Origin of the sequence: Streptococcus oralis, assembly GCF_015561235.1 — a bacterium.
Lineage (GTDB): Bacteria > Bacillota > Bacilli > Lactobacillales > Streptococcaceae > Streptococcus > Streptococcus oralis_BK.
In genome coordinates this window covers 46,091-66,895 of record NZ_JADMTC010000002.1, presented here as the reverse complement: position 1 = coordinate 66,895, position 20,805 = coordinate 46,091, and the positions used below count along the sequence as shown (strand labels likewise).

General features: G+C 38.0%; 26 protein-coding genes. 20 read left to right on the top strand and 6 right to left on the bottom strand.

Annotated elements, in window-relative coordinates; all coding sequences use genetic code 11:
- Positions 1 to 4 precede the first annotated feature (4 nt).
- Genes I2H52_RS07885 through I2H52_RS09745 form a run of 3 tightly spaced genes read right to left on the bottom strand, consistent with a single transcriptional unit; the run spans position 5 to position 1,304 of the window.
- Complete coding sequence (locus tag I2H52_RS07885) at positions 5 to 799, bottom strand: hypothetical protein (RefSeq protein ID WP_084947430.1); 795 nt, start codon at positions 797 to 799, stop codon at positions 5 to 7.
- Between the two features lie 3 nt (positions 800 to 802).
- Entirely contained in the window at positions 803 to 1,240 is a 438-nt protein-coding gene (locus tag I2H52_RS07880; RefSeq protein WP_084947428.1) for a thioredoxin domain-containing protein, read from the bottom strand.
- On the bottom strand, positions 1,233 to 1,304 hold the full coding sequence (locus I2H52_RS09745) for an excalibur calcium-binding domain-containing protein (protein WP_239822332.1): 72 nt from the start codon (positions 1,302 to 1,304) through the stop codon (positions 1,233 to 1,235). The genes I2H52_RS07880 and I2H52_RS09745 overlap by 8 nt, the downstream gene beginning before the upstream one ends.
- Before the next feature lie 330 nt (positions 1,305 to 1,634).
- Here I2H52_RS09745 and I2H52_RS07870 point away from each other — a divergent pair, with 330 nt between their 5' ends.
- The 8 genes from I2H52_RS07870 to I2H52_RS07840 all read left to right on the top strand — a co-directional run bounded on the left by I2H52_RS07870 (position 1,635) and on the right by I2H52_RS07840 (position 8,573).
- On the top strand, positions 1,635 to 1,961 hold the full coding sequence (locus I2H52_RS07870; protein ID WP_084947425.1) for a helix-turn-helix domain-containing protein: 327 nt from the start codon (positions 1,635 to 1,637) through the stop codon (positions 1,959 to 1,961).
- 1,078 nt (positions 1,962 to 3,039) lie between these two features.
- Complete coding sequence (locus tag I2H52_RS07865) at positions 3,040 to 3,321, top strand: hypothetical protein (protein WP_195594943.1); 282 nt, start codon at positions 3,040 to 3,042, stop codon at positions 3,319 to 3,321.
- A 44-nt stretch (positions 3,322 to 3,365) separates the two neighbouring features.
- Positions 3,366 to 3,524: a hypothetical protein gene (locus I2H52_RS09740; protein ID WP_229104548.1), complete on the top strand. Its 159-nt coding sequence runs from the start codon at positions 3,366 to 3,368 to the stop codon at positions 3,522 to 3,524.
- Positions 3,525 to 3,947: 423 nt separating this feature from the next.
- The gene (locus I2H52_RS09735) at positions 3,948 to 4,742 is read left to right on the top strand and encodes a hypothetical protein (RefSeq protein WP_229104546.1); all 795 of its coding nucleotides are present in this window, start codon (positions 3,948 to 3,950) and stop codon (positions 4,740 to 4,742) included.
- 90 nt (positions 4,743 to 4,832) lie between these two features.
- A complete protein-coding gene (locus tag I2H52_RS09730; protein WP_229104544.1) occupies positions 4,833 to 6,020 on the top strand; it encodes an HsdM family class I SAM-dependent methyltransferase in 1,188 nt (395 codons plus the stop codon).
- A gap of 47 nt (positions 6,021 to 6,067) precedes the next feature.
- Positions 6,068 to 7,162, top strand: a complete 1,095-nt coding sequence (locus I2H52_RS07850; RefSeq protein ID WP_195594941.1) for a restriction endonuclease subunit S — start codon at positions 6,068 to 6,070, stop codon at positions 7,160 to 7,162.
- A gap of 29 nt (positions 7,163 to 7,191) precedes the next feature.
- The gene (locus I2H52_RS07845; RefSeq protein ID WP_195594939.1) at positions 7,192 to 8,091 is read left to right on the top strand and encodes a DUF6731 family protein; all 900 of its coding nucleotides are present in this window, start codon (positions 7,192 to 7,194) and stop codon (positions 8,089 to 8,091) included.
- The gene (locus I2H52_RS07840; RefSeq protein WP_195594937.1) at positions 8,088 to 8,573 is read left to right on the top strand and encodes a hypothetical protein; all 486 of its coding nucleotides are present in this window, start codon (positions 8,088 to 8,090) and stop codon (positions 8,571 to 8,573) included. Before I2H52_RS07845 ends, I2H52_RS07840 begins: the two co-directional genes overlap by 4 nt.
- A 285-nt stretch (positions 8,574 to 8,858) precedes the next feature.
- Here I2H52_RS07840 and rpmG read toward each other — a convergent pair whose 3' ends face one another.
- Complete coding sequence (rpmG, locus tag I2H52_RS07835; protein ID WP_001265622.1) at positions 8,859 to 9,008, bottom strand: 50S ribosomal protein L33; 150 nt, start codon at positions 9,006 to 9,008, stop codon at positions 8,859 to 8,861.
- A gap of 15 nt (positions 9,009 to 9,023) precedes the next feature.
- Complete coding sequence (gene rpmF, locus I2H52_RS07830; protein ID WP_000290417.1) at positions 9,024 to 9,206, bottom strand: 50S ribosomal protein L32; 183 nt, start codon at positions 9,204 to 9,206, stop codon at positions 9,024 to 9,026.
- Positions 9,207 to 9,426: 220 nt separating this feature from the next.
- Here rpmF and ilvD point away from each other — a divergent pair, with 220 nt between their 5' ends.
- On the top strand, positions 9,427 to 11,130 hold the full coding sequence (gene ilvD, locus I2H52_RS07825; protein ID WP_195594935.1) for a dihydroxy-acid dehydratase: 1,704 nt from the start codon (positions 9,427 to 9,429) through the stop codon (positions 11,128 to 11,130).
- A 174-nt stretch (positions 11,131 to 11,304) separates the two neighbouring features.
- Here ilvD and I2H52_RS07820 read toward each other — a convergent pair whose 3' ends face one another.
- Positions 11,305 to 11,646 carry a metal-sulfur cluster assembly factor gene (locus tag I2H52_RS07820; protein WP_009729498.1) on the bottom strand — a complete coding sequence of 114 codons (342 nt, stop codon included), beginning with the start codon at positions 11,644 to 11,646 and terminating at the stop codon, positions 11,305 to 11,307.
- A 123-nt stretch (positions 11,647 to 11,769) separates the two neighbouring features.
- On the opposite strand from I2H52_RS07820, the gene I2H52_RS07815 reads away from it, so the two are divergent.
- The 11 genes from I2H52_RS07815 (at position 11,770) to I2H52_RS07770 (ending at position 20,793) form a co-directional block, all read left to right on the top strand.
- Positions 11,770 to 12,621: a helix-turn-helix domain-containing protein gene (locus tag I2H52_RS07815; protein ID WP_045618066.1), complete on the top strand. Its 852-nt coding sequence runs from the start codon at positions 11,770 to 11,772 to the stop codon at positions 12,619 to 12,621.
- A gap of 197 nt (positions 12,622 to 12,818) precedes the next feature.
- The gene (locus I2H52_RS07810; RefSeq protein WP_045618064.1) at positions 12,819 to 14,066 is read left to right on the top strand and encodes a transporter; all 1,248 of its coding nucleotides are present in this window, start codon (positions 12,819 to 12,821) and stop codon (positions 14,064 to 14,066) included.
- A 76-nt stretch (positions 14,067 to 14,142) separates the two neighbouring features.
- Positions 14,143 to 15,423, top strand: a complete 1,281-nt coding sequence (gene hisS, locus I2H52_RS07805) for a histidine--tRNA ligase (protein WP_045618062.1) — start codon at positions 14,143 to 14,145, stop codon at positions 15,421 to 15,423.
- 143 nt (positions 15,424 to 15,566) lie between these two features.
- The gene (locus I2H52_RS07800) at positions 15,567 to 15,773 is read left to right on the top strand and encodes a helix-turn-helix transcriptional regulator (RefSeq protein WP_000916943.1); all 207 of its coding nucleotides are present in this window, start codon (positions 15,567 to 15,569) and stop codon (positions 15,771 to 15,773) included.
- Positions 15,770 to 16,006 carry a hypothetical protein gene (locus tag I2H52_RS09725; RefSeq protein ID WP_229104540.1) on the top strand — a complete coding sequence of 79 codons (237 nt, stop codon included), beginning with the start codon at positions 15,770 to 15,772 and terminating at the stop codon, positions 16,004 to 16,006. Before I2H52_RS07800 ends, I2H52_RS09725 begins: the two co-directional genes overlap by 4 nt.
- Positions 15,969 to 16,319, top strand: coding sequence for a PspC domain-containing protein (locus I2H52_RS07795; RefSeq protein ID WP_001206593.1), 351 nt, complete (start codon positions 15,969 to 15,971; stop codon positions 16,317 to 16,319). Before I2H52_RS09725 ends, I2H52_RS07795 begins: the two co-directional genes overlap by 38 nt.
- 18 nt (positions 16,320 to 16,337) lie before the next feature.
- Entirely contained in the window at positions 16,338 to 17,072 is a 735-nt protein-coding gene (locus tag I2H52_RS07790) for a DUF3169 family protein (RefSeq protein ID WP_045618059.1), read from the top strand.
- A 9-nt stretch (positions 17,073 to 17,081) separates the two neighbouring features.
- Entirely contained in the window at positions 17,082 to 17,723 is a 642-nt protein-coding gene (locus tag I2H52_RS07785) for a CPBP family intramembrane glutamic endopeptidase (RefSeq protein WP_045618057.1), read from the top strand.
- Positions 17,724 to 17,740: 17 nt separating this feature from the next.
- A complete protein-coding gene (locus I2H52_RS07780; protein WP_000832176.1) occupies positions 17,741 to 17,959 on the top strand; it encodes a hypothetical protein in 219 nt (72 codons plus the stop codon).
- Positions 17,960 to 18,110: 151 nt separating this feature from the next.
- A complete protein-coding gene (gene aspS / locus I2H52_RS07775; RefSeq protein ID WP_045618056.1) occupies positions 18,111 to 19,874 on the top strand; it encodes an aspartate--tRNA ligase in 1,764 nt (587 codons plus the stop codon).
- Positions 19,852 to 20,793, top strand: a complete 942-nt coding sequence (locus tag I2H52_RS07770) for a YitT family protein (protein WP_000806271.1) — start codon at positions 19,852 to 19,854, stop codon at positions 20,791 to 20,793. Before aspS ends, I2H52_RS07770 begins: the two co-directional genes overlap by 23 nt.
- The last annotated feature ends 12 nt before the right edge of the window (positions 20,794 to 20,805 follow it).

The following is a 20,805-nucleotide window of genomic DNA, read 5'->3' as shown; positions in this document are numbered from 1 at the left end:
TCTCCTATTTTAATATTCCAGAAAACTTAACTTCATCAGGTGCCATTACATAACGATTCACAGCGACTTCTTCTCCACTGAGAGTGTAATAGAATCTAGGGCTATTTACTCCGTGGGATTTGGCAATTTTATATAAAGATTTGTTTAATGCACTGATAATTGCTCTAAGTTCTTTGTTTGAATACGAAGCATTATTTTCTGTGAGAATGATTTTGATGCCAGGTGTTACAGATGTTTTTTCCATTTCAAGCATATTTGCTCCTAATTGCGTATTTACTTTATCTACACCTTCTTGAATTGCATTATAGAAAGCATCTAAATCTACTTTTCTATTTTCTTCATTAGATTTTTTCTCAGATTCTTTAGATTTTTTCTCTGCTTCCTCTTTCAATTTTTTCTGTTTTTCTCGTTCTTCTTGTTCTTGTCGCTCTTTTTCTTCTTTAATCTTTTCGATTTGTTTATTAAGTTTCAATTCCACTTCGTTTACACGGTTAGACAAACTACTAATTTTGTACTCGTTATCGTTTTTGTATGTGTCTTCTAGGTGTTTAATTTCCTTTTTAACAGATGACAATTCACTATCATCAGAAACAAGCTTCAAAGCTTCCTCTAACGTTATATTTTGTTTTATATTTGTTGTGTTATTTTCTAGTGCTTCAACTAGCTTAGTAACACGTTCCGTATCTTTAACATATTGTTGATTACCATAGCTTATTGCAATATAAGCAAATAATCCAAATAATAAAGTAAATATCACTAGAAAGCCTACAATATATTTAGAAATTTTTTCTTGGGTCATTATCTATTCCTTCCTTATAAATGATTCAATCACTTCAACACTAGCTTGACTTGCATTCAGTAATCGGTCATATGTTGTACCATTTGTGAAGTAAGTGAGATTGGGTATCGTTTTGAATCCAACGGTTATTTTGAAGTTATTCCAACTAGTCTTGTCTATATGCTCACTATCTAAGTAATACACAGTTGTTTTAGTTTTATCTACTGCTCTTGCTAGCTTTGGAGCAAATTCTTGACAGTATGGACAACTTTCTCTCCCTGTGTATAGGTAAAAGCTTTCTTGATGTTGTATTTTCTGTTCTACAGCCTCTAAACTTATCTTTTGGAGGCTGTTTACAGCTATCTGGTAGTCTGTTTGTGGCAGAGTAGTTAAGTATACTGTGAATGTGACAATGACAATAAGTAGTAGTGACAGTAGAATAAGAACTTTTTTACTATTCATCACATCCGTATCCGTCTTTGTCTCTATCTAACCATGGACCGTATTGTGGGTCACTAGCAGGTATATTTACACGGCCTGCTTTTCGTGCTTCCGTACAGTTTTTGAATGGTCTTAAATTTGATTTTGGAGCAGTTGTCGACGATTGTGTAGGGATAGTTGTAGTGTGAGATGAAGCTTGTTCTTGCTCTTTTTCTTGAGCTTGTTAAGCATGTGTAACCTCCTGGTGTTTAACTTTATTTAATGAAATAGAAGAAATATTTCCTAATAGTTATAATTATATCACACAAACTTTAACAATAGAATATATTTCTATTAAAGATTAAACTATAGAGAATGTAAACCTGATTGTTTAATCTATAAGATAGATAGTAGATTTAACATAGAGGGTCAAGGAATGGATGATATATTAGAAAATATAAGTAATCAGATAAGAGACTTACGAGCTTCAAAGAAGATTACACAGCAAGAACTAGCAGAAAGAACAAATCTTAGCGTTCCTTATATCAGTCAGATAGAGAATAATCACAGAAATATCTCTTTGGAAACTTTTGTGAAGATTGTTGATGCTTTGGAAGTTCCATTGAGTGATTTTTTCTTACCTTATTCTGTGCCACAAGATACAGAGATGATAGAACTGTTATTGAAGATTCAGAAACACCCACAGCATAAGATGATTGTTCATAAGGTGATGGAAATACTTGAATTAAGCCAAGATAGTTAGTGTAAAATAAAAAGCACCTAAACGGTACTTCTTACTTGCCTACTGAACTCATCACCATGAAATTTGTACTCCTTTTTGTCCACCTTGGAGTAAAGTTTAATCTATTTTATTTAATATGTAAATTTTAAAAATACTACAGAATCAACATTTATAAAGCATAACAAAGTGTAATTTATACTAAATCTATTCTACAACAAAATGTTGTAATATTTTATTGAATCAGATAGGCTTTAGAGCCTTGATATTAAGCACTTTGGGGCGCTTTCCTAGAGTGCTTTTTTTGATTTTACTACCCTTTTAGTTACCCATAACTAATTTTAGGTATAGTAAGAGGGTAGCCCCAAAATGGGACACCCTTATTATTTATAGATTGCTGATGGCTGCCTCAAAAATTGAGACGGCTTTTTTGGCGTTCATTTTTGAGAGGTAAAAAGAAGCATGACTCTCCCACAGCAATAGAGCTTTTAGGCGGGAAAACCACACTTCTTTCTTAACTAAATTATACATTTTATTGATTTTAAAATCAAATAAAGGTGACCCACCGCCTCCACAGCAAGCTGCTTCATGGACGTTAGACCACCTTTACCTTAACTTAATTATAACTCAAAAAAATTTCTAGTACAAGTATAATCCAAGGTTAGCAATTATAAAAATAGAGGTGTCCCACCTCCTACCGCATAATAATCTGTTTCAAGGGGAGATGGAAAACCTCTATTCATTAAATAGATTATAATCGAAAAAACTAATTGACGCAAGTATACTTAAAGCCCACTATTTGATGATAGTCGGTTCCTTTGCACGCTATAGCATACGACATTTTACAAGGAAAATAAAGTAGTAAGCTAGTCTAATGGAGTATCTGTAGTACTTTAGCAAGCAAGGTGTGCTATAATGCTTTTATTAGGAGGAGTGCAATGAAACGGTAAGGGCAGCCTTTTCTTTACCACCTAATTATGTATCAGAGCAGAACGGCAGACTTGCAAGATACTATAACGGTATCCTCTACATCACTGAGGCTTATACAAATATTGTAGTAACTAGGATGAAACGTAAAAAAACTGAGAGGATTTAAACCATTATGAAATACAGCCAACAAGTATTAGACATGCTAAAGCAAGCTGTCAATGGTCAGATTGATAATTTTTGGGATTTCTCCTTCAAGTTTAACGCCCTTTTCGGAGAAGATGAAGATTTTGCCGAAGCTTGGGACAATGAAAACCCTGAAATGTTTGACGCTCTCAATGACTTTGAGCTGATGATGTTCTTAGAGGAACATGATCCAAGTGATAAGCAAGGATTTATAAATTTCCTAAAGCCATACTATGAACAGGTAAAACAGTTAGTAAAACATAGGACTTAGAACAATTTAGGTGCTTTTACCTGCCTTATTTGAAAGAAAACACTATGGAAAAGGATTTAGTTTATATGGCAATATTAGATGATTTACAAGAGTTATATGACAATGGTTGGGACGCCTCTTTTGATTATAATGGTCAAGTATGTGGGATTTTTCCTAATTCTGTTCATGATATTGTAGTGGTGATTGGAGATAAGGAATACTAGGTATCATCATTCATTGATCTGATTTCTCTAAAAATTGACGATAACACTTTAGTAGAAATTATGGATGGAATTGAAGTGCAGTATTATTAAAATAAAAATCATCTTTGATGAATGAACTGCACCCCAAAAATTAGATTTTATTTGTCAAACTTTTAAAACGCCGTTTAATACGCTACAATGCTCTTAAATAAAGGAAGAACTATTATATAATACGGTCTATACTCCTTATAGAGAAGACAAAATTCTTGAAACAGAGTTAAAATTTCAGCATGGTATCATTAAAGCTGGACAGGATTACATAAAATTTTTATATGACACACATAAAAGTAGAAATGAAACTTGGAACAAACTAAGGGAAGAGAGTGAAATGTGATATAATTATGTGGTGTAGAAAATAATTAAAAATCAAAATGGAAAGAACTAATGACAACGAAACAGAGTAAAGAAGTAAAGATTCAACGTGAAGTTGAAAAATGGCTAACATCTTATGGCATAGAGTTCGTGACACAAAATGAAAGTGTCAATCCTGAGATTGACAAAGCCTTGTTAAAAGCTCCCTCAAAAACAGGTGGTGAGGGAGCGAATCTGGTTGATGTTAAACTATTATTGACAGATAGCAAATTAGACTATTACCCTATTATGATTGAATTGAAATGGGGAAGTAATAAACTTGAAAAGCTAGATAAAGAAGGCCATGTCGCAAATACGAGAACAAGCGGTAAAGAAAAAGGGGAACCAAATTATACTAATATCAACGGCTATGCGGTGAATGGAGCAGTTCACTATGCCAATGCCATTCTTCAATATTCTAGTTATACAGATGTCATTGCCATTGGGATTACGGGTGATGAAGACGAGGCAGGCAACCTTGAAACTCGTTTTGGGGTTTACTATGTTTCTAAGTCTAACTATGGTATTGGTCAAAAAGTTAGCGAGTATTCAGATTTATCTTTCTTAAAACCTGAAAATTTTGATGAGTTTACAGAAAAGGTCAAAGAGCTACAACTGTCAGAAGATGAATTACGTTTGATTCATCAAAAGCGTGAAGATAGAATTGAAGACGCTTTAACAAAGATAAACGAAAGCCTTTTTAATAAGCAAAAGAATATAAGTTCCTTAGCACGTATCCACTTAGTGGCCGCCAGCATCATGGCAAATTTAGGGGTTGCAGGTGAAGTTAAACCCTTAGAACCAGCAGACTTGAAATCTTCTAGATAAGAAGATAACACAGACGGAGATATTTTAATTCGTAAAATCAAGGCATTTCTGAAAGAAAAGAATCTACCACGAGACAAACAAAAACAAATCTTGCGTCATTTAGAGCCTACAATTCTTGAACCTAGCTTTTCAGATCCAAGAAACGGGGTATCACTTCTTAAAGAAATCTTTACAGAAGTGATTGATGACTTAGGTTATTTTTACAAAATCGGAGTGGATACAGACTTTACAGGAAAGCTCTTTAATGTCATGTTTAGATGGTTGAGTTTTGCAGGTGATGACCAGAATGATGTAGTTTTAACTCCTCGATACGTGGCGCTTCTTATGGCGAAATTAGCACGAGTAAACAAGGATTCCTATGTCTGGGACTTTGCGACTGGGTCAGGTGGTCTTTTAGTGGCTGCTATGAATCTGATGTTAGATGACGCTAAAAAGGAAATCGCAAGCCCTGATGAACTCAGAGAAAAGGAAGAAAAAATTAAGGCGGAACAAATTCTCGGAATTGAAATTCTTCCAGAAATATACATGTTAGCTGTTCTGAATATGATTTTGATGGGGGATGGTTCAAGTAATATCCTACAAGATGATAGTTTGAGAAAATTTGATGGGAAATATGGCTATGGTAAAGATAATGAACATTTTCCAGCAGATGTTTTCCTTTTGAATCCTCCTTACTCTGAAACGGGAAATGGTATGAATTTTGTCAAGCGTGCCTTGTCCATGATGAAAGGGGGTTACGCCTCTATCATAATCCAAGATTCGGCAGGTGCAGGAAAAGCCAAGGAAATAAATCAGAAGATTTTAGAACAGAATACGCTTTTAGCGTCAATCAAAATGCCGATGGATATTTTTATTGGTAAATCTAGCGTACAAACTTCCATCTATGTTTTTAAGGTAGGAGAAAAGCATGAAGTCAAACAGCGAGTGAAGTTTATTGATTTACGCAATGATGGTTATAAGCGTTCAAATCGTAAGAAATCAAAAGCTAGCACTAACTTACAAGATATCGATAATGCAATAGGACGCTATGAAGAGGTGGTTAATCTCGTTAAATTTGGTAAAGATGAGTTAAACATTTTTACAGAAAAAGAGTATATTGAAGATGCTATTGCTCTATCTGGTGAAAAACACGGTGAAGACTGGAATTTTGACCATCATGTTCAGTTAAATACCATACCTACCATAGATGATTTTAGAAAAACTATATCTGATTATCTAACATGGGAGGTCGCTCAGCTAATCCAGAATAGAGGAGAAGATAACTCAAAAAAATCATAGGCCCTCAACTTCAAGAACTTAATAAAGAATTTGAAGATGGTGGGGGCGTGTGGAAAAAGTATCGGATAGTAGATATTTTTGAAGTGAAAAATACTCATAATATCTTGAGCTCTTGGATAACTGAAAATAGTGGTTCTGTTCCGTATTTGACAGCAACTCAGAATAATAACTCTGTATCAACTTTTATATCATATGATAAAGAAATGATTGATGAGGGAAATTCTATATTTATTGGTGGGAAAACACTTGTTATTTCTTATCAAGAAAAAGATTATTTTTCAAATGATAGTCATAACTTGGCACTGTATTTCAAAGATGAAATACATAGGACGAAACCAATTCAGCTTTATATGGTTTCTGCTTTGTATAAATCCTTAAAACCTTTATACATTTGGGGAAACTCAATTTCAAAACAAAAAATTCAAAATGATTTTGTTTCATTTCCAACCCTTAATAATAAAATAGCATTTTCATATATGGAAAGTTACATCAAAGCGCTCGAGGCGTATCTATTAGTAAGTGGTTTTAAAGATTATCAATTGACCCAAGAGGAAGAAGACGCTTTAGAGGCATTTGATACCCAAGAATGGCAAGAGTTTCGCATGGGTGATTTATTTGATAGAGTTAAAACTAAGAAATTACCTCATAAAGCAAAAGAATTACCAAAAGAGCCACAAGGGGAGTACAGCTTACCAGCCTTGACCTCTAGTTTTATGAATCAAGGGTTAAACTACTATGTTCCTAAAGAAGGAGCAACAGTTTTACAAAATGTTATCTCTATCCCGTCTAACAGCGATGTGTACAGAGCTTACTTCCAATCACAAGAATTTACTGTTTTGTCTGACGCTTATGCTATTGATTGGATTGGTTCGGATAAGCAACTAAGACCGAATGACTATCTCTTTATGGTTCCAAGTATCAATAAGGTTACAGATCTACCAATTTACTCTTATAAAAACAAATTAGGTGGTTGGAACGTAGTTAAGGATAAACTGATAAAATTACCAGTTAATGAACAAGGTGAAATTAATTTTGATTATATGGCAACCTTGGTGCAGGCGATTAAAAAATTAGCTATTAAAGATGTCGTCTTGTACGCTGATAAACAAATTGAAGCAACAAAAGAAGTTGTGGCAAAATAAATTTTCGTGTGAAATAAAAAGAGGTACAAATGGTTAAATCTAAGCAGGTGAGATTCTACTTTCATCAAGTTGTGAATAATGGACAAACAATTGATTTATCCGAAGTTTTTGATGAAGTCGCTAAAACTTATAAAGCAAACTTAAATGAAAGATATACATTTGAGATTGCTGGAGATAAATATAAATTAGAGCAATTAAACCGACCTAATTATTCGGAGCCTTATTATCATCTAGTTATAGAAGAGTTAAGGGATTTCAATTTTCCAAGTAAAACAAAATTATTTGGGGAATCTCAAGAATTGGGATTGGCTGAGGATGAGTTTCTAGGAGAAAAAATGTCAGCATTGTATGATTATGAAAATGCGATATTTATGCTTCAAGTTAACCGAAATTCAATCAGTACCAATAAGTTTGAATCTTTTTTAAGTGCATTGCTAGAAAAATTAGACTATTCTAGTTGTGATATAAGACTTCCGATTATTATACAAGCAGATGCAGAAAGCATTGCAAAGAGTTTCAAGGGATATAAACATGTAGCTATCAAAATGGAGGAAAAGAGTTCACCGAGTGATAATTTTGATTTAATCTCAGCTATAAAAAATGCTATATCTTCAAGTAAAGATTCAAATTTATTTGATGTTGAAATTTCATTGACTGCAAAAAAAGAGACAGGTAGTAAAGGAGAGTATTTACCAGACAGCATTGTTAATGAGATTATGTCTATTAATAGAGATGGTGTCAAAAAATTACATGTTAGAGGACGAAATCTTGATGAAAAAATTGAAACAGTTGATTTGATTTCAAATAAATTGATGGAAGTAATTCATTTTCAGTATGATGAGAATAGAACGTTGAACCCAGCTTCAGTATTTTCTGAAATGTCAGTAAGATATACAAAAGTAAAGAGTAAGGTTTTAAGAAATAAATGAAAGCAATAAAACAAAAAAGATTTTGGATTTTCTACGGTGTAAGTGCAATATTAATTATCCTAGTAAGTATTCCACTCTCTCGTTGTTTAGTAAAATTGAATATAAATGATTTTGTCGGAGATGTGCTTAACTTTTCTTCAATAATGACAGGTTTTTTAGGAGCTATGTTAGGTATACTTGCTTCAATTTCAAAATCTACGGCGATTATGAAAACAATATTTGAGACAAAAAGAGCAAAGTTACAATTAATACTCTCAATTATAGTTCCATTTGCTGTTGGTATGGTAAATATCATTGTATGTGCTTTTTATAGATTATTTTTATCAAACGGTCTTGATGTAAAAATATTGAGCATTTTGTTTTGGTCATCAACGTTATTTTTCCTAGTTTCGAGTGTTTTGATGGTTGTTCTGATTTTTATTTTTTATTTTTTTGAAAATGATGAAATTGACAATACGATGATGAAACCACAGAAAAAATAAAAACGAAGTCTGGTTTTAGCCTGCGTTTGGGATTCCACAAAGTTTAGAAAAGACGACGCAATTTCTAGTATTTTTAGGAATGAGAGTACAATAAAAAGGAGCTTCATCTCATGATGAAGCTCCTTCTCTTGCTTTTAATTGTCCGAATCAGTATTCTTATTTCAAAAAAGGTAGTGAAATAAGAATACTGATTCGGTTGATTTATCTTGCAATGTAATAAAATTTAAAATTTCAAAAATTGCTTAGAATCAAGGTTTCTCACGTCTGTTGACATGTAGTGAATCCCTATTTCACTTCTGTAAACACAACGTGTTTGCGAAGTTTTGGTGAGTATTTCTTCAATTGAAGACGGTCTGGAGTGTTACGTTTGTTTTTAGAAGTAAGGTACAAGCGTTCACCAGATTCTTTGTGTTCAAGTGTAATATTTACGCGCATGGTATCTCCCTTCTATTATTCAGCTGATGCAGCTTTAGCGATTTTACGTCCTTTGTAGTATCCTTTAAGTGATACACGGTGAGAACGTGAGTAATCTCCAGTAGTTTCGTCAAAGTTTACAGATGGAGCTGTTACTTTGTAGTGTGTACGACGTTTGTTTTTCTTCGCTTTTGAAGTGCGACGTGCAGGTACTGCCATTTTGATTTCTCCTTTAGGTATTTATATTCGATTCAATCTAGTGATTTTCATCAACCATACTAGGATAACACATTTTTTTTGTAAAGTAAAGTTACTTGACAAAAAAAGATGAAAAAATTAGAAGTTGTTAATCGGAATTTTCTGAAAATTCAAGAATTTTCTTCTGTTCATTGCTTTTGAAATGTGCTATAATAGTAAAAACTGAAATGGGAGGGATAAGATGACTGAATTAGATAAACGTCACCGCAGTAGCATTTATGACAGCATGGTTAAATCACCAAACCGTGCCATGCTGCGTGCGACTGGTATGACAGATAAGGACTTTGAAACACCGATTGTGGGAGTGATTTCGACTTGGGCGGAAAATACACCATGTAATATTCACTTGCATGATTTTGGGAAATTGGCTAAAGAAGGTGTCAAATCTGCAGGTGCTTGGCCTGTTCAGTTTGGTACTATTACCGTAGCGGACGGGATTGCCATGGGAACGCCTGGTATGCGCTTCTCTCTAACATCTCGTGATATTATTGCGGATTCTATCGAAGCGGCTATGGGGGGGCACAACGTGGATGCCTTTGTGGCTATCGGTGGCTGTGACAAGAATATGCCTGGTTCCATGATTGCCATTGCTAATATGGATATTCCAGCTATTTTCGCCTATGGTGGTACCATTGCGCCCGGAAAGTTAGATGGTAAAGACATCGACTTGGTTTCTGTATTTGAAGGGATTGGGAAATGGAATCACGGTGATATGACAGCTGAGGACGTGAAACGTCTCGAATGTAATGCCTGCCCTGGGCCTGGTGGCTGTGGTGGTATGTATACTGCTAATACCATGGCGACCGCTATCGAAGTTCTAGGGATGAGTTTGCCAGGGTCTTCATCTCACCCAGCTGAATCAGCTGACAAGAAAGAAGATATCGAAGCAGCAGGACGTGCTGTTGTCAAGATGCTGGAGCTTGGTCTCAAACCATCCGATATCTTGACTCGTGAAGCCTTTGAAGATGCCATCACTGTAACCATGGCTCTCGGTGGTTCTACAAATGCTACTCTTCACTTGCTTGCCATTGCCCATGCGGCTAATGTTGACTTGTCACTTGAGGACTTCAATACAATCCAAGAACGTGTGCCTCACTTGGCCGACTTGAAACCATCTGGTCAGTATATCTTCCAAGACCTCTACGAAGTCGGTGGTGTGCCTGCGGTTATGAAATACCTCTTGGCGAATGGTTTCCTTCATGGCGACCGCATCACATGTACTGGTAAGACAGTCGCTGAAAACTTGGCCGACTTTGCAGACCTCACACCAGGTCAAAAAGTCATCATGCCACTTGAAAATCCAAAACGTGCAGATGGTCCGCTTATTATCTTGAACGGGAACCTTGCCCCTGACGGTGCGGTTGCTAAAGTATCAGGTGTGAAAGTGCGTCGTCACGTTGGACCGGCTAAGGTCTTTGACTCAGAAGAAGATGCTATCCAGGCTGTCTTGACAGACGAAATCGTTGATGGCGATGTAGTCGTTGTTCGTTTCGTGGGACCTAAGGGTGGTCCTGGTATGCCTGAGATGCTGTCCCTTTCATCCATGATCGTTGGTAAAGGTCAAGGAGACAAGGTTGCCCTCTTGACGGATGGCCGTTTCTCTGGTGGTACTTATGGTCTGGTTGTTGGACATATCGCACCTGAAGCTCAGGATGGTGGACCAATTGCTTACCTTCGTACAGGCGATATCGTTACAGTTGACCAAGATACCAAAGAAATTTCCATGGCCGTATCCGAAGAAGAACTTGAAAAACGCAAGGCAGAAACAACCTTGCCACCACTTTACAGCCGTGGTGTCCTCGGTAAATACGCCCATATCGTATCATCCGCTTCTCGTGGAGCCGTGACAGACTTCTGGAATATGGACAAGTCAGGTAAAAAATAAACAAGAAAAGCAAGCCAACTTCGGCTTGCTTCTTTTCATCTTCAAAAGTGATTTGCCTGCTTATACTTAATAAAAATCAAAGAGCAAACTAGAAAGCTAGGCGCAGGTTGCTCAAAGCACAGCTTTGAGGTTGGAGATAAAGCTGACGTGGTTTGAATTTGATTTTGAAGAGTATTAACGAGGCGGTAGTCCGAGGGCAATGCGGCCGTAGCGACTGATTCGTGTAATCTTCCAAGCGGGCGACCAGGTAACTTCAACTTGAACATCTTCGATACCCTCGATTTGTTTCAGACCTGCGACGATTTCGATAGGCAGGCTTTCAGCGCAATCACAGGCAGTGTCGGTGAAGGTCATGACAATCTTGCAGAGACCCGTTTCGTCCAGATTGATTTCATAAATCAATCCTAGATTGTAAACATCCAATTCCACATCTGTATCAAAAACCTTCTCTAGTTTTTCGATAATTTGGTCTTGTAAGGCCAAAGCGCGGTCATTGATTTTGATATCGTCTCTCATAACAGTCCCTCCACCTGATAAATATCCTCTATTTTCTCATAATTCTGACAATTTGGCAAGTTTTTGATGAATTTTCTGAAAAATATGATAAAATGAAGAAAATACTGAATCAAGGGGAAGCCTATGGAGCAGATTGGAAAAGTCTTTAGACAATTACGAGAGTCAAGAAATATCTCGCTGAGACAAGCAACTGGAGGACAATTTTCGCCGTCTATGTTGTCTCGCTTTGAAACAGGTCAGAGTGAGCTTTCGGTAGAAAAGTTTCTATTTGCCCTAGAAAATATATCTGCCAGTGTGGAGGAAATCCTCTTTCTAGCGAGAGGTTTTCAGTATGATACAGATTCTGAGTTGAGAAAAGAAATCACAGATATCTTGGATCCAAAGAACATAGCACCTCTCGAGGACTTGTATCGTAAGGAGCATCAAAAGCATGCCGATTCTCAAAATAAACAGAAACATATTCTAAATGCCATTATGATTAAGTCTTATATGAAGAGCATGGATGAAACGGTAGAGTTAACAGCAGAGGAAGGGAAAGTCCTTCATGATTATCTGTTTTCGACCGAGATTTGGGGAAACTATGAACTCAATTTGTTCTCAGTTAGTTCCCCACTCTTATCTATTCCTCTTTTTACTAGATATGTACGAGAAATGGTCCGCAAATCTGATTTTCTAATGGAAATGTCTGGTAATCGCAACCTTTTTCACACCATGCTATTGAATGGTTTTTTAGCTAGTATTGAGTGTGAAGAATTTACCAATGCCTATTATTTTAAAGATGTCATAGAAGAGCATTTCTACAAGGAAAATGAGACCTATTTCCGAATTGTCTATTTGTGGGCAGAAGGTCTCCTTGATAGCAAGCAAGGCAGAGTTAAGGAAGGACAAAAAAAGATGGAAGATGCTGTCCGTATTTTTGAGATACTTGGCTGTAATAAATCTGCCGAATACTATAGAAAAACGACTGATGCTTGAATATCTGCAAGGTAAGAAAATAATTTGAAATTTGAAGCGATAGAACTCTTGAGCTCTCTCAGGCCATCAAAGAAGTTCTATCGTTTTTTGCCTATTTTATTTGTTGCATATATTCAAAAGTTCTTCCTCTAAAATTTTTAAGTGCTATACTAAAGCCATACTTCATATAGAAGTTCGAACAAGAAGGGAGATTACCTATGAAACTATTGTTTAGAAATCAAGCTTATCGACTCTTGACTTTGTCACGCTTCTTCAATGCTTTTGGTGCTTCAATTTTTAACCTGGTATTTATCGTTTATGCGTCGACCTTGCCACAAGCATCTTTTGCGGTTGCTATGGCGAATATTGTCATGATTCTTCCGACTCTCTTTACAGTTTTTGCAGGGATTCGGGCAGATTACACGAGGGACAAGGTCAAATGGATGGTCTATAGCGGTTTGTTTCAAGCAGTTTTATTTTTTCTAGCAGCTTTAGTTGTTCAGCAAGCTAGTTTATTTGCCTTTTCTAGCCTGTGTTTAATCAATGTTATTAGTGATGTCATCAGTGATTTTGCTGGTGGTTTGCGCATGCCTCTCATCAAGGAAAAAGTAGCTGAACAAAATCTGATGGAAGCTTATTCTTTTTCCCAGTTTATCACCTATATTTCAGCTATTGGTGGTCAAGCTTTCGGAGTCTGGCTCTTAGGTCTATCGGTCAACAATTTTTCTCTCGTTGCGGGAATCAATGCTTGTTTTTTCCTAGTATCAGCCTCTATTCTCTTTTTAGGAAGAAGCAAATTAAACCTGTCGATTTCATCTCCTGATGGTGAAATCCTAAAAAATGAGAAGCTTCCTATCAAAGACCAATTTCTAACGATTTATCGAAATTTACGTCTCGTTTTTCTTAAAAGTGGGCAGAAAAACTTTGGTTTCATGATCTTTGCTGTCTTGCTTATCAATGCCTTGGGTGGCGCTTTAGGAAGCATTTATAGCATCTTCTTTTTGAGCCATTCTCTCTTGAATTTTTCTTACACAGAGGCACTATTTATCGAGCAAGTCTGTGTTTTATTAGCAATCATCATCAGTAGCCTTACGGGCAATGATTATTTTGGGAAGCAGTCCTTGCCTAGATTGATGATGTGGGCGACATTGGGAGTCAGTCTAGTTGGTCTAGCTAACTTATTCAATCAAGTCGTGCTTGGTTTGCTATTTCTCTTTTTTACTCTGTATGTGTCTGGCAAAGTTTCACCAAAGATTAGTTCCATGCTCATGAAAAATCTAGCTCCAGAGGTTCTAGCTCGTACCAGTAATTTTTTAGGTTTATTGTTTACCTTATCCATACCTGTGGGAACAGCTTGTTTTTCACTTGTAGCCGTATGGAATATACAGTTGACTTGGATGCTATTTGTTGGTCTTTCCTTGCTGGCTATTTTTTTGACAATTCTTAATCTCAAAAATGATATCTAAATCCTGATTTTTTCTCACTGTTTTAATCCCTCTATTTATGGTAAAATAAGACTATTAAGTTTAAAGAGGATTCCCTATGAAATTACAAAAACCAAAAGGAACGCAGGATATCTTGCCTGCTGAGTCTGCCAAGTGGCAGTACGTTGAGGGCTTTGCCCGTGAAATTTTCAAGCGCTATAACTACGCAGAAGTGCGCACGCCTATTTTTGAGCATTACGAGGTTATCAGTCGCTCTGTCGGGGACACAACTGATATCGTAACCAAGGAAATGTACGACTTTTACGATAAGGGAGACCGCCATATCACTCTTCGTCCTGAAGGAACTGCGCCCGTTGTCCGTTCTTATGTGGAAAATAAACTTTTCGCCCCAGAAGTGCAAAAGCCAAGTAAGTTCTACTACATGGGCCCAATGTTCCGTTATGAGCGTCCGCAAGCAGGTCGTTTGCGTCAGTTCCACCAGATTGGTGTTGAGTGTTTTGGCTCAAGCAATCCAGCTACCGATGTAGAAACGATCGCTATGGCAGCCCATTTCTTGAAAGAAATCGGCATTCAAGGTGTCAAATTGCACCTTAACACTCTGGGAAATCCTGAGAGCCGTGCAGCCTACCGTCAAGCCTTGATCGACTATTTGACACCGCTCAAGGAGACCTTGTCTAAGGATAGCCAACGTCGTTTGGAGGCAAATCCTCTCCGTGTCTTGGACTCTAAGGAAAAAGAAGACAAGGTGGCAGTAGAGAATGCGCCGTCTATCTTGGACTTCCTTGATGAAGAAAGTCAAGCTCACTTTGATGCTGTGCGTCAGATGTTGGAAAATCTTGGAGTAGATTACATCATTGATACCAATATGGTGCGTGGTCTGGACTACTACAACCACACGATTTTCGAGTTTATCACTGAAATCGAGGGCAATGACTTGACAGTCTGTGCAGGAGGTCGCTACGATGGCTTGGTTTCCTACTTTGGTGGCCCTGAGACTGCTGGATTTGGTTTTGGACTTGGTGTAGAGCGTCTGCTCCTCATCCTTGAAAAACAAGGTGTGGCCCTTCCTATCGAGAACGCTCTAGATGTCTATATCGCAGTCTTGGGTGAAGACGCAAATGTCAAGGCCTTGGAGTTGGTACAGGCTCTTCGCCAACAAGGATTCAAAGCAGAGCGTGATTACCTCAACCGTAAACTCAAAGCTCAGTTCAAGTCCGCCGATGTCTTTGCGGCTAAGGCCCTCATCACTCTAGGAGAGAGCGAAGTCGAAAGCGGACAAGTGACAGTCAAGAACAACCAAACTCGAGAAGAAGTTCAAGTGTCACTTGATGCTATCAATCAAAATTTCTCAGAAATCTTTGAAAAATTAGGCTTTTAATAGTAGAAAAACCGGTCAGGACCTTACTCCTGACCGTTTTCTTTTGCAAAATGACAAAAATCATAAACTTTTTGACAAATATACTTGTCAAAAAGAAAAAGATGTGTTACAATATAAGCAAGTTAAGAGTAAAGGAGAAAGGAATGCTTAAAAATCGTTTAAAAGAGCTTCGGGCTCGCGATGGTCTTAATCAGACCGAACTTGCCAAGCTAGCTGGCGTGTCCAGGCAAACCATCAGTTTGCTAGAACGGGATGAGTACACCCCATCCATCGTCATTGCCCTGAAGATTGCTCAGATATTCCATGAGCCAGTCGAGTCGGTATTTCGTATAGAGGAGGATGAGGAATGAATAAGTATAAAGTGATTTATTATCTATCTATAGTTGTGTTTATCGTTAATTTTTTGGCTATGATCGGAAGCCTATTTGGTTGGTTTACAATTGTTGAAAGCAAATATCTCTTCTGGATTAACATAGTTTTACTATTAGTCTTTAGATGGGTAGAGAGAAAAATAAAATTCAAAAAGGTTGAAAAGGAGAAAAATCATGAGAGAGTTTTTAGCAGGTTTTCAAGTCGATACTGAGCACAAAGAACTTGCGGGTGTTTGTGCAGGTTTAGCAAATTATTTTAACATTCAAGCCAATATCGTTCGTTTGGTGACAGTCTTGTTATTTCTCTCTTCGACAGAGATTGGGATTATAACAGTAACTCTCTATGCCTATCTAGCAGGTTGGCTTGGGAATGAACCCTTGGGAGATGGAGCAAAAAAAGCTAGAAATCAAGCTATTCTCTTACTTTCTGTTTGTTTGATTTTGGTGTCACTTGGAACAGAAGGCTTAACAGCTATTTATGAATCAGGGAAAGCATTTGGTCAGTGGTTAGTTGGATTGGTTTAGATTAGAAAGAGTATGAATATGAAAAAGAAACGTGGATTGTTATTTTTAATGGCTGTTATCTTGGGAGGCTTCTTGGGCATGTTTGCAGGGATGTTTAAGGCCTATACCGAAAACTATGGAAGCATTTTAGATGTCAAAACCGTGATTCCATGGATATCATCTATTTGTTTACTGTTAGGTTTCATTAGTATGTTTTTGACTTTCGATTTCTTAAAGAAAAGCAGAAAATTTCACTCCTTGTATCAAGAGGAAATGGATGATGATCTGAATGAAACCTATTATGTACAAATGTATCGTAATCTCGAGTTTGGAACTATTGCTTTTAATAGTGCAGGCGTAGCGATTTTTTTGGCTCTTTTCATCTCAGGTAGTGAAGTAATTGTACTAAATATCAGCTATATAACCTTATCTCTTTCTTTTTTGGCATTAGTGATGATTTTCAGTGCTCAAAAATATCTCTATAAGACCATTGCGATCGTTCGTCAGTTTGATTTGGAATTCTTCTCTACACCAAAGGATGTCTTGGACTACGTAAACTCCTATGATGAAGGGGAGCGTCAGGCTAATTTGGAACAAAGTTTTCGAATTTTATTCCAATTAAATCAGTATGTCTTACCAGGTCTCTATTTTTTGATTGCTATCTTTTCTTTATTGACAGGAGAGATTCAGTTACTAGCCTTCTTGCTTGTAGGAGCGATCCATATTTATATCAATGTGATGCAATTACCTATGATAAAACGTTATTTCAAATAGGAGCCTTTTATGAAATTATTTAAAAATCTTGGCTGGTTTCTTCTAGCTGTTCTATCCTTTTTCTTTGGCTATGGAATGGTTCAGAGTATGGCTTTATCAGCGCTTGACCTAGGGGCTTCGATCTTTGGAGTCTTGCCACTTTATATCGTCCTGTCAGGAGCCTATGTTTATGGAGTTTACAGATGGTATCAGACAGAAAAGGTTAGCATCCAGACGACGGTTTTTAATCGTTATATTTGGTTGCCAACTCTGGTTTTGCTAGTGGCGATTACAGCCCAGTTCTTTTTGCCAGATGATCCGTCGGCTAATCAACAAATCGTATCTCAACTGACAGTCGCACAGCCTGTATTTGGTTTCTTTATGGTAGTGGTCTTTGCTCCTCTGACGGAAGAACTTATCTTTAGAGGGATGCTGGCGCGCTATCTCTTTCCTAAGCAAAATAACAGCAAACAGACAGCTCTGTTTCTCCTCGTATCGAGTGTGCTCTTTGCCTTGATTCATTTTCCAGGGACTTTGCAACAGTTTTTAGTCTATGCTAGTCTGGGATTTAGTTTGGGTCTGGCTTATGTGAGCCGAAAAGGCCTTCTTTACAGCATTTCTTTACACGCTTTGAATAATTTAATCGGCTTTTTGATGATACTCATGCTATAATAGAGTCAGGAGGTCACATGAAACGAGTAATTTTATTAGCAGTGATACAGGCGGTCGTTCTCTTCTTTATCATCGGGGCACTTGCCTATGCCTTTAAAGGCGATTTCTTTTACAACTATCTAGCAGTTGTCTTTGCGCCTATTGCAGGTGTCTTGCGTTTTGCTTCGGCTTATGCGACGGAGATTGTTCTACCTAAAAAGGCAGCTGAGATCGCTGAAAAGCGTAAAAAAGGTTAAGAATCACAATCAGAGAATCCGATGACGTTTCCATCGGATTTTTTGTCTGTTCGTTTTGATTTCTAAAGACAATCAAACTTTTCTGATGATTTTCATGAAGAGCTTGCGCTTTTATGGTAAAATAGTAACAGAATAAAAGAGGAGAGAAACAATGAAACGTAGTATGTATGCTGGTCGTGTTCGTGAGGAACATATCGGACAAGAAATTACCTTGAAAGGATGGGTTGGCCGTCGTCGTGACTTGGGTGGTTTGATCTTTATCGACCTTCGTGACCGTGAAGGGATCATGCAGTTGGTTATCAACCCTGAAAAAGTTTCTGCAGAGGTTATGGCAACAGCTGAAAGTCTTCGTAGCGAATTTGTTATCGAGGTGACTGGACAAGTCGCTGCGCGTGAGCAGGCCAATGATAAGTTGCCAACTGGTGCAGTTGAATTGAATGTGACAGCCCTTACTGTTCTTAATACAGCTAAAACAACACCTTTTGAGATTAAAGATGGGATTGAGGCCAATGACGATACACGTTTGCGTTACCGATACCTTGACCTTCGTCGTCCAGAAATGTTGGAAAATCTTAAACTTCGTGCTAAGGTGACTCATTCTATCCGTAACTACTTGGATGAGTTGGAGTTTATTGATGTGGAGACGCCATTCCTTTCGAAGTCAACACCAGAAGGGGCGCGTGACTATTTGGTGCCATCTCGTGTCAACAAAGGACATTTCTATGCTCTTCCTCAAAGTCCACAGATTACCAAACAGCTCTTGATGAATGCTGGATTTGACCGTTACTACCAAATCGTCAAATGTTTCCGTGACGAGGACTTGCGTGGAGACCGTCAGCCTGAGTTTACCCAGGTCGACTTGGAAACGTCATTCCTTAGTGAGCAAGAAATCCAAGATATCACAGAAGGCTTGATTGCGCGCGTGATGAAAGAAACAAAAGGCATCGAAGTAACGCTTCCATTTCCTCGTATGAAGTACGACGATGCGATGGCTCTTTACGGTTCTGATAAGCCAGATACCCGTTTTGACATGTTGCTTCAGGACTTGACAGAAGTTGTCAAGGGTGTTGATTTCAAAGTCTTTTCAGAAGCACCTGCTGTTAAAGCCATTGTAGTCAAAGGAGCTGCGGACAACTACTCACGTAAAGACATCGACAAGATGACCGAAGTAGCCAAACAGTACGGTGCCAAAGGTCTTGCTTGGGTCAAGGTAGTTGATGGAGAATTAAATGGACCGGTTGCCAAGTTTTTGACGGGTATCCAAGGAGAATTGACTGCAGCACTTGGTCTTGAAGATAAGGATTTGGTTCTATTTGTAGCGGATACGCTTGAAGTGGCTAATGCAACACTAGGCGCCCTTCGTGGACGTATTGCCAAAGAGCTTGGCTTGATTGATAACGACAAATTTAACTTCCTCTGGGTAGTTGACTGGCCAATGTTTGAATGGTCTGAAGAAGAAGGTCGTTACATGAGTGCCCACCATCCGTTTACCCTTCCACAGGAAGAGACAGCTCACGAATTAGAAGGTGATTTGGCTAAGGTTCGTGCCATTGCCTACGATATCGTTTTGAACGGTTATGAGCTTGGAGGTGGTAGCCTCCGTATCAACCAAAAAGACCTTCAAGAACGCATGTTCAAGGCTCTTGGTTTCTCAGCCGAAGAAGCAAATGACCAGTTTGGTTTCCTTCTTGAGGCTATGGACTATGGTTTCCCACCACACGGTGGTTTGGCGATCGGTCTTGACCGTTTTGTGATGCTCTTAGCAGGAGAAGAAAATATCCGTGAAGTCATTGCCTTTCCTAAGAACAATAAGGCAACCGATCCAATGACACAAGCTCCATCAACAGTCGCTCTCAAACAACTAGAGGAACTCAGCTTACAAGTAGAAGAAGATGAAACAAGCAAAACAAATTAAGCGGTGGCGCTATTATCTGCGCCGCTTTGCTTATCAGATAAAAATCTTACGAGTTTTACAAAGTATCTCTCGGGAAAAATATGATGAGAAAGTCTCGGCTTCTCTGGTTTATGGCTTTTTGTCAGCAGTAGCAGTCAATTTCTTTTTTCAACCAGGACACGTTTACTCCAGTGGTGCGACGGGTTTGGCACAGATTATCTCTGCTTTGAGTAATCACTGGTTTGGTTTTTATATTCCGATATCGCTGACCTTTTATGCCATCAATTTTCCGTTGATGATTTTGGCTTGGTATCAGATTGGGCATAAGTTTACAATCTTTACCTTTATCACAGTATCCATGAGTTCCCTCTTTATCCAGCTTGTGCCAGTTGTGACCTTGACAGAGGATCCCATCATCAATGCTCTTTTTGGGGGTGTTGTCATGGGCTTGGGGATTGGTTTTGCACTCCGTAACAATATTTCTAGCGGAGGTACAGATATCGTCAGTCTCACCATTCGAAAGAAAACGGGTAAGAATGTCGGCAGTATTTCTTTCTTGGTAAATGGAACCATCATGCTGATAGCAGGTCTGACCTTTGGTTGGAAATACGCCCTCTACTCTATGATCACCATTTTTGTATCGAGCCGTGTGACAGATGCGGTCTTTACAAAGCAAAAACGCATGCAGGCCATGATTGTGACCAATAATCCTGACAAGGTAATCGCAAAAATCCATAAAAAATTGCACCGAGGAGCAACCATGATCCACGATGCAGAAGGAACCTATAATCATGAGAGAAAAGCAGTCTTGATTACGGTTATCACGCGAGCAGAGTTTAATGATTTTAAACACATCATGAAACAGGTCGATCCGACAGCCTTTGTCTCTGTATCCGAAAATGTCCACATCCTAGGACGATTCGTAGAAACAGACAATTAATAATACTCAAAA